General features: G+C 68.0%; 14 protein-coding genes and 1 pseudogene. 8 read left to right on the top strand and 7 right to left on the bottom strand.

What is annotated here, in order from left to right:
• Positions 1 to 56 precede the first annotated feature (56 nt).
• Entirely contained in the window at positions 57 to 1,214 is a 1,158-nt protein-coding gene (locus tag RYL44_RS00200; RefSeq protein WP_314805817.1) for an alpha/beta fold hydrolase, read from the bottom strand.
• A gap of 127 nt (positions 1,215 to 1,341) precedes the next feature.
• Between RYL44_RS00200 and RYL44_RS00195 the strand changes: the two genes are divergently transcribed.
• Positions 1,342 to 1,941 (top strand): TetR/AcrR family transcriptional regulator, encoded by a 600-nt coding sequence (locus tag RYL44_RS00195; RefSeq protein WP_314974710.1) that lies wholly within the window; start codon positions 1,342 to 1,344, stop codon positions 1,939 to 1,941.
• A gap of 1 nt (position 1,942) precedes the next feature.
• Here RYL44_RS00195 and RYL44_RS00190 read toward each other — a convergent pair whose 3' ends face one another.
• Both RYL44_RS00190 and relB read right to left on the bottom strand, forming a co-directional pair.
• Positions 1,943 to 2,206: a type II toxin-antitoxin system RelE family toxin gene (locus tag RYL44_RS00190; RefSeq protein WP_314974709.1), complete on the bottom strand. Its 264-nt coding sequence runs from the start codon at positions 2,204 to 2,206 to the stop codon at positions 1,943 to 1,945.
• Positions 2,190 to 2,432, bottom strand: coding sequence for a type II toxin-antitoxin system RelB family antitoxin (gene relB, locus RYL44_RS00185; RefSeq protein WP_314806026.1), 243 nt, complete (start codon positions 2,430 to 2,432; stop codon positions 2,190 to 2,192). The genes RYL44_RS00190 and relB overlap by 17 nt, the downstream gene beginning before the upstream one ends.
• A gap of 233 nt (positions 2,433 to 2,665) precedes the next feature.
• Between relB and RYL44_RS00180 the strand changes: the two are divergent.
• The 4 genes and pseudogenes from RYL44_RS00180 (at position 2,666) to RYL44_RS00160 (ending at position 7,876) form a co-directional block, all read left to right on the top strand.
• Positions 2,666 to 4,437: pseudogene (locus RYL44_RS00180) on the top strand (xylulokinase).
• Positions 4,438 to 4,555: 118 nt separating this feature from the next.
• Entirely contained in the window at positions 4,556 to 5,437 is an 882-nt protein-coding gene (locus tag RYL44_RS00170; RefSeq protein ID WP_314974706.1) for a DUF5926 family protein, read from the top strand.
• A 91-nt stretch (positions 5,438 to 5,528) separates the two neighbouring features.
• Positions 5,529 to 6,377, top strand: a complete 849-nt coding sequence (locus RYL44_RS00165; protein WP_314974705.1) for a glycosyltransferase — start codon at positions 5,529 to 5,531, stop codon at positions 6,375 to 6,377.
• Positions 6,374 to 7,876, top strand: a complete 1,503-nt coding sequence (locus RYL44_RS00160) for a DUF2079 domain-containing protein (RefSeq protein ID WP_314974704.1) — start codon at positions 6,374 to 6,376, stop codon at positions 7,874 to 7,876. Before RYL44_RS00165 ends, RYL44_RS00160 begins: the two co-directional genes overlap by 4 nt.
• A 737-nt stretch (positions 7,877 to 8,613) precedes the next feature.
• Here the strand turns inward: RYL44_RS00160 and RYL44_RS00155 are convergent.
• The 3 genes from RYL44_RS00155 to RYL44_RS00145 form a co-directional block, all read right to left on the bottom strand.
• Complete coding sequence (locus RYL44_RS00155) at positions 8,614 to 11,193, bottom strand: heavy metal translocating P-type ATPase (RefSeq protein WP_314974703.1); 2,580 nt, start codon at positions 11,191 to 11,193, stop codon at positions 8,614 to 8,616.
• Positions 11,194 to 11,278: 85 nt separating this feature from the next.
• Positions 11,279 to 11,524 carry a heavy-metal-associated domain-containing protein gene (locus tag RYL44_RS00150; protein ID WP_073983696.1) on the bottom strand — a complete coding sequence of 82 codons (246 nt, stop codon included), beginning with the start codon at positions 11,522 to 11,524 and terminating at the stop codon, positions 11,279 to 11,281.
• Positions 11,525 to 11,539: 15 nt separating this feature from the next.
• Positions 11,540 to 11,830, bottom strand: coding sequence for a metal-sensitive transcriptional regulator (locus RYL44_RS00145; RefSeq protein WP_073983695.1), 291 nt, complete (start codon positions 11,828 to 11,830; stop codon positions 11,540 to 11,542).
• A 126-nt stretch (positions 11,831 to 11,956) separates the two neighbouring features.
• On the opposite strand from RYL44_RS00145, the gene RYL44_RS00140 reads away from it, so the two are divergent.
• Positions 11,957 to 13,438, top strand: a complete 1,482-nt coding sequence (locus RYL44_RS00140) for an alpha/beta hydrolase (RefSeq protein WP_314974702.1) — start codon at positions 11,957 to 11,959, stop codon at positions 13,436 to 13,438.
• On the top strand, positions 13,435 to 14,103 hold the full coding sequence (locus tag RYL44_RS00135) for a pyridine nucleotide-disulfide oxidoreductase (protein ID WP_314974701.1): 669 nt from the start codon (positions 13,435 to 13,437) through the stop codon (positions 14,101 to 14,103). Before RYL44_RS00140 ends, RYL44_RS00135 begins: the two co-directional genes overlap by 4 nt.
• 95 nt (positions 14,104 to 14,198) lie before the next feature.
• Here RYL44_RS00135 and purB read toward each other — a convergent pair whose 3' ends face one another.
• Positions 14,199 to 15,656, bottom strand: coding sequence for an adenylosuccinate lyase (gene purB, locus RYL44_RS00130; protein ID WP_314974700.1), 1,458 nt, complete (start codon positions 15,654 to 15,656; stop codon positions 14,199 to 14,201).
• A 289-nt stretch (positions 15,657 to 15,945) separates the two neighbouring features.
• Between purB and RYL44_RS00125 the strand changes: the two genes are divergently transcribed.
• Complete coding sequence (locus RYL44_RS00125; RefSeq protein ID WP_276739614.1) at positions 15,946 to 16,221, top strand: hypothetical protein; 276 nt, start codon at positions 15,946 to 15,948, stop codon at positions 16,219 to 16,221.
• Position 16,222 lies beyond the last annotated feature (1 nt).

Genomic DNA, 16,222 nt, shown 5'->3' with positions numbered 1-16,222 from the left:
TCGATAAAAATTATCGAAAATTCAGCGTTCCTGATCTAACTTGCCTGTTGATCGCCTCATTTGCAGAGTATCAACCACTCGCCCATGATCGCGAAGGCGCGGTCCAAATCCCCGATCTGGCAGTGCTGCGCCATGTCCGGGTCCTGCGCGTCACGGAACGCGCGCACGTCCAGCTCTGCCGCGTTCGCCAGCGCCCGGCGCACGTCGCCCAGGCGCTCGAAGGGCACGTACTGGTCGGCGTCCCCGGCCAGGACCAGGCACGGCTGGGTGATGCGCCCCTCGAAAGGTTCCATCGTGTAGTCGCCGAACGCCCGCAGTACCTCGCTCGGCCTGCTCAGACCCGTCAGGTGCGAGGCCTGCTGCAGTTTCCACGCCAGGTCCGCGCTGAACCTCGGCGCGACGCGCAGCGCGGCGTCGATGAGCCACGCGGGCCTCGGGTTCCCGATGACTGCGTCCGCGATGGGGCGCAGGGGACGAGGCAGTGGCAGCGTCAGGCCGTCCAGGAGCCGGTACATCATGTCGAAGGCGATCACGTGGCTGATGCGCGGGCAGTAGGCGGCCGCACGCATCACCAGGTAGCCGCCGAAGGACACACCCAGCGCGGCGGCGCTGGTCACCCCGAAGTAATCCAAGACCGCGTCCGTGGGGCGCTCCCACTCGGGCTCGAGGGGCATGCCTGCCAGCACCGTGTGCCCCTGACCGGGACCGTCGAAGGTGATGATGTCAAAAGGACGGGTCGGAAAGTGGGATGCGAAGTCGATGATTTCCTCCGCGTACCCGTCGAAGCCGTTCATCATGACGAGCGTGGTCGGGGTGCCCGCCGGGGCCTGCGTGCGGTCCGCCGGGTTCGCCTCCCACCGCATCGCGGTGAGCTGACCGCCGCGATAGGGGACCGCGTGCCTGGTGAGCGCGAGGCCTCGGTGGGCCTCGTCGAAGGAGGCCGACATGGCGTTGATGAAGCGCCGCTTACGGGGGTCATCCGCACCAAGGTAGAAGGCCGCGAGCTCGTAGAGGCGCCACGCGGCGTCCTTGTCGCCCTCGGGTGAGAAGCGCTCGGCGAGGTGTTGTGCGAGCTCCGTGATCTGGTCCGTTGTCCGCAGGCGGGGGAGCGTGGTGGCTGCAACCTTGTCCATTCCGGGGCGATCGAGGATCGGTGCGAAGGTCCGGTTGAGCTGCAGGTCGAATTGGCGATTGCCGGTGTACTCGGTGAACATAACTCGACGCTATCGCCTTCACAGCTAGGGCGGACCGTACAATAACAAACGGAGTGTTGGATACTGGACGACGCGAACGCTATGCGTAGGATAAGCCTATTAATAGAGGAAAACTGATCGGAGAGACATGTTCCTGCGGAGTGCGGATAAGCATGGGCGCGAGGCCGAGCACAACCTGGACCTGCGCATCCGGAAGACGCGTCGGGCGATCCGCTCGGGCCTCGTCAAGGCGTGCCAGGCAAAGCCCTACGCGCACGTGAGCGTCACCGACATCTGCTCCGCCTCGATGGTGTCGCGCACGACCTTCTACGACCACTACACCGACAAGGACGCTCTCCTGGCCGAGGTTGTGTCCTTCCTCCTCGAAGAGATCACCCCTGCCCTCGAGGGCCTGTGGTTCGGCGAGGGGCGCGACGCCCGCGCCGTCGCCCGCCACCTTGCGGACGTGTACGCGCACAATGGGCAGGCACTGACAACCCTGCTGGCGATCCGCGTGGGAGGCGACGGCGACCTGCATGAGCAGCTTTATCGCACGTGCTGTTCGGTATTTACCGATTGGGCGCGTGGCCGCGTCGACGACGAGGTGCTCCCCCTGGCCTCGGACGTCTACGCCTCCGTCGTCCTCACCTTTATCCGTCGCAGCGCCGCCAAGGCCCTGACGGACGAGGAACTGGCCGCCATCGACCGTGCCCGCGAGCTCGTCATCGCGAGCTTCGGCGCTCAGTAGCTCAGCGGTAGATCCGAGCCCAGTGATCGATGTTGATGGCGAGGATCAATAGCTCGTCATCTTCGATACAAGCAATAATCCGATAGTTGCCGACATGGTATCGCCACAATCCTGCGAGGTTGCCGGTCAGTCCCCTGCCTCGCGAGCGGGGATCCTCGCCGCTCGCGGTCTCGCGGAGATACTCGATGATGCGTCTTGCGGTCGGCTTATCGAGCTTGCGGAGCTGTTTCAGTGCGCGTGGTGACAGCTCAGCCCTCCAGGCCAAGGATCTTCACCGCCTCGTCGAGGCTCACCGATGCGACTCGACCGGCGCGGATGTCCTCGAGCTCAGCCTGCAGTGAGTAGGCCAGCTCGATGTCCTCAAGCGCTGACTCGATGGCGCGATTCATGTAGAACGACTTCGTTCGTCCCGTCCGCTGCGCAAGGGCCGTAAGCCGGGCATCGATCTCGGGATCGAGCTTGACGGAGCGAGCAACACGTGCCGTAGACATGCGTCCTCCTCAACAGTGACTACGCGTAGTCTACACCCCCGAACCGTCAGTTGGAAGGGCGAATTGAAGAGGAAGATGGGTGGGTGGGAGCACCAGGCTCATGGGACAACAGCGCCGTGAATAAAGCGCGAATTCGCATATATCGTGCACGGTGTTCGATAAGTGGTCGCAGGTCCCGTCGGAGCGTGCGCGAGAGTGTTACCGTGAGCGCATTCCAGGCCCCGGCCTCGTCAATGAAGACCCAAGGAGCACACATGAGCACCGACCCCCGCGTCGCCATCACCGCCGCCAACACCGCGCTCGGCATCGAATTCGGCTCGACCCGCATCAAGGCCGTGCTGATCGGCCCCGACCACGAGGTGCTCGCCACCGGCGGCCACGGGTGGGAGAACCACCTCGAGGGCGGCCTGTGGTCCTATCGCCTCGACGAGGTCGTCGCCGGCCTGCAAAGCGCCTACGCCTCCCTGGTCGCGGACGTGCGCGAGCGCTACGACGTCACCCCCACGTCCTACGGCTCGATCGGTATCTCCGCGATGATGCATGGCTACCTCGCCTTCGACGCGGACGACAACCTGCTCGCGCCCTTCCGCACGTGGCGCAACACCAACACGGGACGCGCCGCTGACGAGCTCACCCGCCTCTTTGGCTTCAACATCCCCCTGCGCTGGTCGATCGCCCACCTGCATCAGGCGGTCCTCGACTCCGAGGAGCACGCGCCGCGCGTCGCCCACCTGACGACGCTGGCCGGGTGGGTCCATCATCAGCTGACGGGACGCCACGTCCTGGGCGTCGGCGACGCCTCGGGTATGTTCCCGATCGACTCGACCACGGGCACCTATGTGGAGTTCTACCTTGATCAGTACGAGGCCATGGTCGAGGGCCTGGTCCCGTGGCGTCTGCGCGACATCCTCCCGACCGTGCTGAGCGCCGGCGAGGACGCGGGCATACTGACTCCCGAGGGCGCCGCGCTCATCGACCCGACCGGGACGCTGCGGCCCGGCATCGCGCTCTGCCCGCCCGAGGGCGATGCGGGCACCGGCATGATCGCGACCAACGCGATCGCGCAGCGCACCGGAAACATCTCGTGCGGCACCTCGGTCTTCCTCATGGCGGTCCTCGAGCGCTCCCTCGCGCAGCTGCACACCGAGATCGACATGGTGACCACCCCCGACGGCTCGCCCGTCGCGATGGTCCACTCGAACAACGGCGCGTCCGAGATCGACGCATGGGTGGGCTGGTTCGCGGACTTCGCGCGCCTCGTCGTCGCCGACGTGAGCGTCCCCGCGATCTACGACGCGCTGTACAACCACGCGCTGACCGGCGAGGCCGACGCCGGCGGCGTCATGGCCTACAACACGCTGTCCGCCGAGCCGCTCGTCGGTCAGGAGGCCGCGCAGCCCGTGTTCACGCACACCGCCGAGGCGTGCGTGAACCTCGCGAACGCCGTGCGAGCCCAGCTCATGAGCGTCTTTGCAGCCGTGCGCATCGGCACATCCTGCGCGAGGAGGGGGTGCGCCTCGACTCGCTCTTCGCCCATGGCGGCCTCTTCAAGACCCCGGGCGTCGCCCAGCAGATCCTCGCCGACTCGCTGAACATCCCCGTCTCCGTTGGTGACACCGCGGGCGAGGGCGGAGCGTGGGGTATCGCGGTGCTCGCGCGCTACCGTGCGGTCCTCGCGGGGGGGCGAGGCTGGCCTCGCGCTGCCGGAGTACCTCTCCGAGCGCGTCTTCGCGGGCGCCTCGGTCTCGACTCTGGAGCCCACCGCCGAGGGCGTGGCCGGGTACGAGCGCTCGACGCCTACCGCGCGGCCCTGCCCGGCAGGTCATCGCCCCGCGCGCCCCGCGCCCGCGCGCGCCCGCGCCCCCGCCCCCGCGCCCCCGCCCGCGCGCTGTCCAGACTCTGCATCACCATATGTTTACCCAAAAATGTCGCACGTAATTCCCCTCGACCTATTTCAAACATTGAAATCGGATCGTTGGAATTCCGGGCAAATCTCGATACCTAATAAAAGGTAGGGGAACCAAATTACGTGCAACATTTGGGGAGGGCGGGACGAAGCGAGGGGGTCGGCTCGCCCCGGCCCCGGCCTCGTCGATTCAGCGAAACCCGCTACGATTACTCCCATGGGTAAAGCTAGCCGCCGTAAGAAGGTCACCGATCCCGCCAAGCTCAAGGCATATCGCCCGCCGATCCCCTTCGTCGCGCGCCCCTTCGAGGGCCTACCGAAGGAGATTGAGCTGGTCGCTATGCGCGAGCTCATCCCGGCGGCCACGCTGACTGCACGCACCGACGCCGACCATGGCGCCGTCGAATTCGACTTCGTTACTCTTCTGCCTGAGGGACAGCCCGCAATGATTCGTCCCGACGGTCGAATCCTTGTCGCTCTGCAGACCCGCTCGAACTCCGCGGACCTCAGTCACGACGCGGGTGCTGCGCTGCTCGCGGCCATCGCCGCGAAGGAAGCGGGCGACGAGGGCGTCATCTCGATCGACGTGCGCGAGCCGTCTGAGCGTCTCCAGGACATCCTCGACCTCGACAGCTTCACGGACATGAAGCTCGAGGAGGATTTCTCCTTCTGGTTCGACCCCGCCGATGAGATCGACGAGTCGACGCGCCGCGCCCTCGATCAGAACCGCGAGGAGATCATTCCGACCGAGCCCGTGCCCGGCGTTCCCGGAGCGTACTGGTGCGAGATGAACCGTAACTTCGTGCGTTTCCTGACGGACAATGACGAAACCAAGCTCTTTGACGCGCTGGCCCGCCTGGCTGCGCGCGGCGAAGCCAACGTCGGTGAGGGTTCGCGCTACGTGGGCTCTTTCCGGGCGTGTGGCCTGGTCGTCCCTGTGTTCGAGTTGTCTGAGGGGGCAAGTGCGAGCGATGTCGCGCCCGGCACGCAGGCTCTCGCGAGGGCTCTTGCCGAGGCGCTCACCGTGACTGAACGCCTGAATGACAAGGAGCGTCGCGCCCGCCAGGGGTTAGTGTCTCGCGCGGTGACGATTCGCTGAGCATATTTTTACCTTCTGTTTAGGAAGCTTTGTCGATCACATTACGGGTGGTGGGGCGCGAGAGTGGCCCACCACCCGTAGACTATGACGTGTGAGCTATCCCAGCGGATCACGAAGTTCCCACCCGCAGCGCGTCGCCGCCGTCATCTATGCGCACAATGTCGGTCGCGCCGTCGCCGCCACCGTGCGCGCGTGCCGCGCCATACCCGGCGTTGACCTTCTCATTGTCGTCGATGATGGGTCCACCGACGACACCGGGCGTGCCGCCAGGGCCGCTGGAGCCGTCGTCGTGCGCCACTCCGTCGAGCGTGGGCGCGCCTCGGCCATTGAGACCGGCGTGAAGGTTGCCGCCATGCGCGACCGCCCCGACGGTCCGCCCCGCCACATCCTCCTCCTCTCGCCCGACCTGGGCGAATCCGCCGTCGAAGCCACCGCCCTGGTCGAGGCCGTCTTCGCCCGACAGGTCGACATGGCGATCGCCGTACCGGCCACCGGTCGCGAATACTCCGGCTACGGCCCAGCGGTCGTGCGCCGCCTCATCCGCCGCAAGACCGGCTGGTACTGCCATTACCCCCTGAGCTACCAGCGGTGTCTGACGCGCGAGGCCATCGAGGCGGCCATGCCCTTCGCGGGACGCTACGCGCTCGAAGCTGCGATGACGATCAGCGTCCTGCGCGCCGGATTGTCCGTCATGGAGGTCCCCTGCAACTTCACGCACTCGGGCGCGGACCGCTCTCTCGGCTCGCTCAATCGTCCGGCGCGCATGTTCGACGCGGTGCGAGCCACCGTCAGCCAGGTCTTCCACTCCGACGCCCGCTCGAAGCGCCGAGCCGACCATGAGCAGGGGATCGGTGTGCCCTACCCTGCCCCGGCCTCGTCGCGCGACGAAGCGGAAGCGGTCGACTCTCCCGGAGCGCGCCGGACGGAGATGGTCGGGTGAAGCGCCCGGATCGATTAGTCGTCGGACGCGTCGTCGCGACCTGGTGGCTGCCGGTCGTTGTTGCCTGCGCGGTCGGCGGCCTCTACGTGTGCTTGTCGCTGGGGCAGTGGCGCGCGCTCGTCGCGCCCTCCTGGGACCTGGGGATCTTCGCCGAGGCCGTCCAAGCCTACTCGCGCTTCGAGGCGCCCATCGTCCCCATCAAGGGGCCGGGCTACAACCTGCTGGGCGATCATTTCCATCCGATCCTGGCGCTGCTGGGGCCGGTGTATCGGCTCTTCCCTTCCGCGCTCACTCTCCTGGTTGTCCAGGATGTCTTGATCGCTGTGTCGGTTCTGCCGGTGGCTCGCTTGGCGCAGCGCCTGTTCGGGCGTGGGGGTGCGGTGATTGTGGGTCTCGGCTACGGGCTGGGCTGGGGGCTGCAGGGCGCGGTCGGCGCGCAGTTTCACGAGGTCTGCGTGGCGGTTCCGCTGCTGGCCTTCGGGGGTGTCGCCTTCGTGGAGCATCGGTGGGGCGCGTGCATGGGGTGGCTGGCTCCGCTGGTCCTCGTCAAGGAGGACCTGGGGCTGACGGTGTTTATGGCGGGCCTCGCGCTCGCGTGGCGTGGGCGCGGCGAGGGGCGGCCCGCGGTCCTGCGGGGCCTGGCGTACGCGTTGTTCGGTATCGTCGCGTTTGTGGTGACGGTGAAGGTGTTGCTGCCCGCCATGAATCCCGCGGGCACGTGGGCCTACTCCCTCGATGGGGCCGCGACCGGGGCGGGCACACCTATGGATGGATCCACCGCGGCGCGTGGGCTTCCATCCCTGTGGGACATCCTGACGACCCCCTCTGTCAAGCTTGCGACGCTCCTCGTTCTTCTCGCGGGGGCCGGCTTCGTGGGCAGCGCCTCGCCCTGGTTCGCCCTCGTCCTGCCAACGCTCGCCTGGCGATTCGCGGGCTCCGTCGAGTCCTACTACGTGTGGGACTCGTGGCACTACAACGCCGTGCTGGTTCCCATCGCCGCCTGTTCCCTGCTCGACGTCATGAGCCAGTGGCTCGCGCCGGAGTGCGCCGCCGCCGAGACTGGCGCGGATTCAGAGGACGAGGCCCCGGCCTCGTCGACGCGTCGGTGGCGCGTGGCCGCGTGGGCGGTCGCGTGCGTGCCCGCCGTATCCCTGGCGCTTACGGCCTCGTTCCTGCCCCTGTGGAAGCTGCCGACTCTCGTGGAAAGCCCGCGCATGGCGGCAGCCCAGGGCGCGCTCAATGTCGTGCCCGCGGGGACCAGCGTCGAAACCGACACGACGCTGCTGGCCCGGCTGGTGCCCGGGCGCGACGTCTACTGGGTGGGCACGACCGTCGGCATGGATACCCCGCCCGAGTATGTTGTCGTCGACCGGCAGTCCTACGCGTGGGGCGGTGCCGAGGTTGACGCCGAGTCCTGGGCCAGTGCCGCGCACCCCGGCCACACCTACGAGACGGTCTACGCCGAGGCGGGCTTCCGGGTCGCCCGCCGCACCTCGTAATACGCAAAGTGCCGCGCAGCGGTGAAGATCGGCGTAAGCCATGTGGATCGACAGAACTACACGCGTGTGGAGCTCATGGATGTCTCCGGGGCCTCGTCCAGTTTGTTTCGACTCAGTTGCTCAGACCCACGATCCTTCTCAGTTCCCCGGGGCAATCACGATCATCCATTGCTCGGTCAGCAACATGCCAATTGCCGTGGCGATCTTTGCTGGTGAAGGTGCTGTGTGTGGCTGGGACTAGAGAGTGATAGTCAGACCCATAGCGGCAGGTGTTCAAGGTGAGGGCGGCAGGTGTGCCGATGCGGAATCAGGTGGGCAGTGCGCCTCCGAGAAAATGCTTGTTGCGTTGGGCGCTGCACCCGATCCGTGGGCATTGCACCTCTTCTGATCGGGTGCAGCGCGACGCAAAGGGTGCAGCGCGACGTAAAGGGTGTAGCGCCCCGTAACGGGTGCAGTGCGACGTAAAGGGTGCAGTGCTCGCCGGGACTAGACGGTTGCTCCACCGGTTTCATTCGCGATTGAACACGTTGTCTGGATGAGAAGGATCGTGTGGAGCATGGGGTGTTCCGAGCCGGCTCTTCGAAGGTGTGCACCTGCTGCGAATCCCCTGGCTGCATGTGGTCGACAAGGTTACTTTTGCGTCTCCTGCCTGGGGGTGGGCGATCTGCTGGTCGCACGCGGCCGCAATGAAATGAACAGCGGTGACGGGACGCCACGTGTCGCCGGTGTGATCGCCCCTATTTCGCCGTGCGCAGGCGCAGCGAGTTGAGGACCACGAACACGGACGAGCAGGCCATCGCGGCGCTGGCCAGCATGGGGGAGAGCAGCCCCGCGATCGCGAGCGGCACCATCAGCACGTTGTAGAAGAACGCCCAGAACAGGTTCTCCTTGATGATGCGAAGCGTCCGGCGCGACACTCGGATCGCGGTCGCCGCCGAGGTCAGGGACGAGTTCATGAGCGTCATGTCCGCGACCTCGATCGCGACGTCCGTGCCCGAGCCCATCGCGATGCCCAGGCCCTTCGTGCTCGCCTGCGCGAGGGCGGCCGCGTCGTTGACGCCGTCGCCCACCATCGCGACCGTGCGCCCCTCGGCCTGGAGGGAGGCGACGGTGTCTCGTTTGCCGTCGGGCAGGACGCCCGCGATGACGCGGTCGATCCCGACCTGGTCTGCGACGTGGCGCGCCGCGGCCTTGTTGTCGCCCGTCAGGAGGATCGGCTCGATGCTGAGCTCGCGTAGCTGAGCAATCGCATCAGCCGACGACTCCTTGACCGTGTCGCGCACGACGAGAGCGGCAATCGCGCGGCCATCGACCCGCTCGGGAATCACCAGGGACGAGGCCGTGGCCCCCTCCCGCTCGCCCGTTGAGGATGCGGTGGCGTCGTGGGTGGGGGTACCGGTATCCCCGGTCGCGCTGCCGCCGGAGGTGGGTGCGCCATCGGCGGTCGCGGCCTCGGTGCGGGAGGTGATGGTGCCGGTGTAGCCGGCGGCGTTCACGACGGCCTCGAGTTCCTCGTCGGTGTGGGGGGAGGTGAGCGTGATGCGCGCGGATTCCGTGGCGAGGTTGACCTCGGCGCTCACGCCGTCGAGTTTGCCGAGCTTGCGTTCGACGCGGCGCACGCAGGACGCGCAGGTCATGCCGCCCACGCTCATGGTGAGGGTCGCGAGGGGCAGATCGGCGTCGGGGCCGGGGAGTGCGATGGGTGCGGGCGCCTCGGGCGTGGCGGCGACTGTCGCCGGGGTGGAGGTTGCCGTTGAACCCAGGTTCGGCGCGAGGGCTGCGACGACGGCGGAGGCGCCCGAGGCCTCGGCCTCGCGCACCGCGTCGAGGAGAGAATCGGGCACGTCGACGCCCAGGGATGCGAGCCACGACGGGCGGCCGACGAGCACGCCGCCGCGGGCGGTGAGGCCGACGACGCCGAGTCCGGGCTGGTTCGCGAACGCGGTCACGGGCACGAGAGAAATACCTCGGGAGGATGCACCCGACGTGATCGCGCGGGCGACGGGGTGTTCGGAGAGGGATTCGACGGAGGCGGCCAGGGATAGGGCCGAGGCCTCGTCCACCTCAGGGGAGCCGCCCGCGCCGGGAGCGACCGCGACGGACTCGAGGGACATGACGCCCGTGGTGACGGTGCCCGTCTTGTCCAGGAGCATGGTGTCGATCGAGCGCGTCTGCTCGAGGATTTCCGCGTTCTTGATGAGGATACCCAGCTGCGAGGCGCGCCCCGACCCGACGAGGATCGCGGTGGGCGTGGCCAGGCCGAGCGCGCACGGGCACGCGACGACCAGGACGGCGACGGCCGCCGTGAACGCGGCCTGCACGCTGCCGCCCGCGAGCAGCCACCCCGCGAGGGTCAGCAGGGAAACAAGGATGACGATGGGCACGAACACGCCGGAGATCTGGTCCGCGAGGCGTTGGACGGGGGCCTTGCCGGCCTGGGCCTCGGCGACCATGCGCCCGATCTGCGCGAGCGTCGTGTCGGATCCGACGCGGGTGGCGCGCACCAGCAGGGAGCCCCACGTGTTGACGGTCGCGCCCGTCACCGCGTCGCCGGGGGACGCGTCCACGGGCACGGATTCGCCCGTGAGGAGCGAGGTGTCCAGGGCGGAGGAGCCCTCGACGATGATGCCGTCGGTCGCCACCTTCTCGCCGGGGCGCACCGCAAAGAGGTCGCCGACTTGCAGGGACGAGGCGGGAACGACGCTCTCCGTGCGCTCGCCGGTCGCAGGGTCGTTGCGCACGAGCGTCGCCTCCTTGGCGCCCATGCGCAGCAGCGAGCGCAGCGCGTCGCCCGCGCGGTAGCGTGCGCGCGCCTCCAGGTAGCGGCCCGTCAGCAGGAACACGACGATCATGCACGCGCCCTCGAAGTAGATCTCCGCGTGGCCGGCGTGCGCCGCGCGCGGGATGAGGCTCATCTGCATGCGCATGCCGAGCATGCCGGCGCCGCCCCACAGGAGGGCCCACCAGCTCCACAGCGTGGAGGAGACGACGCCGAGGGAGACCAGCGTGTCCATCGTCGTCGACCCGTGGCGCCCGGCCGCGAAGGCCGCCCGGTGGAAGGGCCACGCGCCCCACGTGACCACCGGGATAGAGGCCGCCGCGACGACCCACTGCCACCCGGTGAACTGCCAGGCGGGCACCATTGATAGGAGCATCGCGAGGATGCCCAGCGGCGCGGAGACGATGAGGCGTCGGCGCAGGTCGGCGGCGTGGGCGCGGGTGCCCTCGCCCACCTGGGGGGTGGGGGCCGAGGCCTGGGATGCGCCGTGCGAAGAGGCGGTAGCTGTGTGGTCGTGCGTCACGGAATGAGTAGACATGGGTACCCTCCGGGGGTATGTATCGGGCGAAAGGAAACGAGGCCGGGGAAGGTGCCCCGGCCTCGTCGTTGAGGCGTGGAAGTTCTCAGAAGTCGCGCGAGATGCCGGTCAGCGTGAAGCCGGCCTCGGACACTGCGTCGCTCAGAGCGGCGTCGTCGAGGGGCTTGTCGGTCAAAACCGTCACCGTGGAGGTAGCGCCCGAGTTGAGGATGACGTCGACGTTCTTGACGCCGGGGATCTCACCCAGCTCTTCCTTGACGCTCATCACGCAGTGGCCGCAGGTCATGCCGTCGACGGACAGCTCGATGGTGCGATCGATCTCGGTGGTCATGGTGTCTCCTTGTGGTTAGGACTTGATGAGGCGTGCGATGGCCGCGGCCGCCTCGTCGACTTTGGCCTGTGCGGCCTGGTCGGATTCGCGCGCCGCCGTGACGACGCAGTGGTTCATGTGGTCTTTGAGCAGGTTAACCGCGACGGAATCGAGCGCGGACTGGACGGCTGAGACCTGTGTGAGGATGTTGATGCAGTATTCGCCCTGCGAAATCATGCGCTGCAGTCCGCGCACCTGACCCTCGATGCGGCGCAGGCGCGCGAGGTGATTCTCGGTGTTGCCATGGTAGCCGTGTTCGTTGCTCATGCTTCATACGATACCCCTAGGGGGTATCGATGTCAAGGGGTGTTCCCGTTCCCCATGTCACCTCCCCTGGCGTCCCTCCAACCACCTCTCGTAGGGTGGAGACACAGTGGAGCGGAAGGAGGGGACATGAAGCGACGCTCACGTCGGCGCTATCGCGCGATCCGCCGCGTCCCCCAGGCCTACCCCGGCCTCTACCTGCGCCTCAAAGTCGCCCCCATCGTCCCCGCCCTTGCGGCCACGGTCGCCGTCGGCGCCCTCGCCGAAATCCCCGCGCTGCCCGAGGACGTGCGTGCTCGCGCGCGTTCCCTCTCCGACGACATGGGCACCGTGATCAGCGAAAAATCGCAGCGCATCTTCTTCGATACCCCGGGCCTCGACACGCTCCTCATTCGCTCCCTCTCACACGTCGCGCGGCGCACCGCGACCGTGGGACGCGCGTGGGCGCGAGCGGTCGTGGCCATCGGCGCGGATAGGGACGGGCGCATGGCCCGCATGCTGCCCCTCATCCCCAGGCGCGGGTACGACGCCCTCATGACCGGAATGCTGACGATCGGCACCGCCGTGGGTGCCCTGCGCGGCGGCGCGGTCCACGTCGCCCTCCTGCGCGACTCCGATGCCGACCCGGCCTTCCAGGACCCGCTCCCCGGTCACCCCGAGGCCCAGATCCGCCGCGTCGACGCACCCGCGGTCCTGTCCGACATGTGCGCCGACATCGACGAGCTCTACTGGTCGCGCACGATCGGCCCCGCCGTCAAAATCACGCGCGTCGGCGAGGGCGAGGCGCGCCGCTGGCTCCTCTCCCTGGTCGGCACCGAGTCCATGACCTGGCGCTCCACGAACAACCCCGCCGACATTGAGACGAACATTCGCCTCATGCTCGGCCTGGAGGCCTCGATGAGCGTCGGCGTCGTGCGTGCGATCCACGCCGCCATGGAACGCGACGGAGTGCCCGCGCAGCGGTGGACACGCGAGCCCGTCCTCATCTGCGGCCACTCCCAAGGCGGTATCGTGGCCGCCGCCCTCGCCTCGGTCCCACCCGACGAGGCCGGGGTGAACGTCGTCGGCATCCTGTCCACGGGCGGCCCGAATCGCCGCATCCGCGTGCGCCCCGAAGTGGTGACCATCGCCGTCAACCATGACCAGGACGTCATGCCGAGCCTGGACGGCTCACCCGACCGCGCCCCCGACCGGCGCGTCACCGTCGGGCGCAGCCTCGTGCGGCCTCGGACCCGCCCCCTCTACTACGCGCACTCCTCCTCGACCTACACGGAGACCGTGCGACTCCTCGAGCGCAAGGTACGCGTCACCCCCTGGGGCAGGTTGGCCTCGGCGATGGCGGCCCTCCAAGATTTCCTGCCCACCCCGGGTGAGCCGACGCGCGTCATGCACTTTGAGATCTGGCAAGACATCCTCACCCCCACCACTGAGGGCACGTGGGACACGGTCGCCGCGCTCGAACGCGCCAGCGCCTACGAGCCCGCCATCTACCCGATCGACTACGCGACCACCGCGCGTCGCCTGCCGCGCGTCGCCCGCGTTCGTCGTCGCCGACCCTGCGTGTGCGCCGCAGTCGCTTCGCTTCTCCCCTTCAGAAAGGATCGCTCATGACCGAACCTCACGCCCCCCTGCGCGAGGTGCGCCGATGGATGCGCGTCTCGACCCCCGTCAATAAGGCCGCGTCGTCGGGTCTGCGCGGCCGACTCCCACAGATCGCAGGGCCGCTCATGATCGGCGCGCTCGGCGTGGGCGCGATCGGTGCCGGCATTGCGTGGCGTGCCCTGGCCTCGACGCGCGGAACCGGGCGCACGCAGCGTTTCACGGACCTGGTTTCGTCCGCGCTAGAGGCAGCCTTCCCGGAGACGTTTATCGACCATGCCGCCACCTCCGGTTCGCGCGCCCCAGTGGAGGGCGCGCCCGGGGCGCCGCGCCGCGTCGTCAACGTTGAGGTTGGTGAGGGCTTCGGACGCCCATCCCTCGTATCGATCGACGTCGTGGTGTCCGCGTCAGACGAACTGGCGCACGTGGAGGCTGCGACGCGCGCTCTCGACGTGGCTACCCGCGTGACCTGGAATAACGACGATATAGTTCCCGTCAGCGTGCGAGCCCGCGTCCTTCTCGCCCACGCCGACGCCAGTGACCTCGAGGCGCCCGGCGCCCAGTCCAACACCGTCGTCGACATGAGTGCCCTCGGTTTCGCCGACGAGATCGCGCGCCCCGACGAACTCTACGACCGCTACGGCGCGCCCGAGGGCGACCCCGCCTGGAGGCCGTGACCGGCAGCTGAGAGTCGGCCTCGTCGATACAGGCAGAAACGGGATGGGCGGCGAGGCGCGAACCCGCGCACCCGCCGCCCCAACCCCGCCCAGGCTCAGGCTTCCCAGCGCGCTAGGCGCTCGGACAGGCCGACGTAGGTCGCGGGGGTCAGCGCCAGGAGGCGCTCCTCCACCTCGGCGGGCAGACCCAGGCCCGCGATGAACTCACGCATGTCGCGCGCGCCCACCTCGTGGCCGCGCGTCAGCTCCTTGAGGCGCTCGTACGGGTTCGCCATGCCGGTCGCGCCCGCGATCGCGGCGGCGCGCATCGCCTGCTGGACGGCCTCGCCGAGCACCGCCCAATTCGCATCCAAATCGCGGGCCATGCGCGCCGCGTTAATCTCGATACCGTCCAGGCCGCGCACCAGGTTGTCGTAGGCCAGCACCGCGTGACCGAACGCGACGCCCACGTTGCGCTGCGTCGTCGAATCCGTCAGGTCGCGCTGCATGCGGCTGGTCACCAGCGTCGACGCCAGCGAATCCAACAGCGCGTTCGACACCTCCAGGTTCGCCTCCGCGTTCTCGAAGCGAATCGGGTTCACCTTGTGCGGCATCGTCGACGAGCCCGTCGAACCCTGCGCCGCCAGGTTCTGGTGGAAGTAATCCATCGAAATGTACGTCCACGCGTCCGTCGCCAGGTTGTGGGCGATGCGGCCCGCGCGCGCCACGTCCGCGTACAGCTCCGCCTGCCAGTCGTGCGACTCGATCTGCGTGGTCAGCGGGTTCCACGTCAGGCCCAGGCCCTCCACGAAAGAGCGGGCCAGCGTCGGCCAATCCGCGCCCGGCACCGACACGACGTGCGCGGCCCACGTGCCCGTCGCGCCGTTGATCTTGCCCAGGTACTCAGTGGCCTCGACGCGCTTGATCTGGCGGGACAGGCGGTGCGCGAACACCGCCATCTCCTTGCCGATCGTCACCGGCGTCGCCGGCTGTCCGTGCGTGTGCGCCAGCATCGGGACCGCCGCCCCGGCCTCGGCCAGGCCGCGCAGGCGATCCAGGAGCGCGCGGATCGACGGCAGCCACACCTGCTCGGTCGCCGCCTTAATCGTCAGCGCGTACGCCAGGTTGTTGATGTCCTCGGAAGTGCAGAAAATGTGGACGACCTCGCGCAGGGTCGGCAGCGTCGTCCCCTCGCCCAGCTTGCCGGCCGCGGCCTGAAGATACTCGCCGATCAGGTATTCGACGGCCTTGACGTCGTGGCGGGTGACGGCCTCAAACTCGCCCAGGCGCTTAATATGATCGGCTCCGAAATCGCGGGGCAGCGCGCGCAGGTAGTCGCGCTCCGCATCCGTCAGCGTCGGCGCGCCCGGCAGGACACCGTTGTCTAAGAGAAAAATCAACCATTCGATCTCGACGTGCACGCGCGCGCGATTCAGGCCCGCCTCGGACAGGTAATTCGCCAGCGGCGCGGCCACCGCGCGGTAGCGCCCGTCCAGCGGGCTGAGCGGCTCACCCCCGCCCGCCAGGTCCGAATAGCCGTGGGCAGTGGAGAACAGTGTCATCGTGTCGCTCATACCCCTATCTTCCCAGAGTGCCGTGCCTCCGGGACGCTGAGTCCGCTCGGCGGTTCCGTGGCGTGGGTAACGCACGAGGCCGGGGTTGCTGTGTGCTGAACGCGCGCGCATGGGCCTCGACCAGTAACCGGCCGCTATCCACAACGAAGGTACGCGGGATCCCGTCATACACAGGGGATAGTGCGCGCGTCGGGCTATCCACAGGCAGCCTCCTGCGGGTGGAGGCTTTCCTGGCCTCGGGCGTAGCGTTCCGATTGAATCTAAACCGCTTGCGCCCATGGGAGTCACCATGATTGATACGCTCGGCCCCTCCGGGGCACTCAACTCCGCCAACGGCTTCATCGATGGACTACGCGCCGTCCTCACCACCGCCACCTGCGCTCAATGGACGGGCACAGGAGGTGACTCCTACAGGCTCGCCAGGGACGAGGCCGTGGCTCAGGCGCAGGTTGTCCTTGATGACATCCAGGCAGCTGTGGACCTCGTGCCCTCCGTCGGCTCGTGCGCCAAAGGACGAGCGGACCTGCAACCCTCCGGATTTAGCGCAAGTTCGGGGACGTGGTGAC

The sequence above is a fragment of the Actinomyces bouchesdurhonensis genome (assembly GCF_963540955.1).
In the GTDB taxonomy this organism is placed as follows: Bacteria; Actinomycetota; Actinomycetes; order Actinomycetales; family Actinomycetaceae; genus Pauljensenia; species Pauljensenia bouchesdurhonensis.
This window is presented reverse-complemented; position numbering and strand designations above follow the sequence as displayed.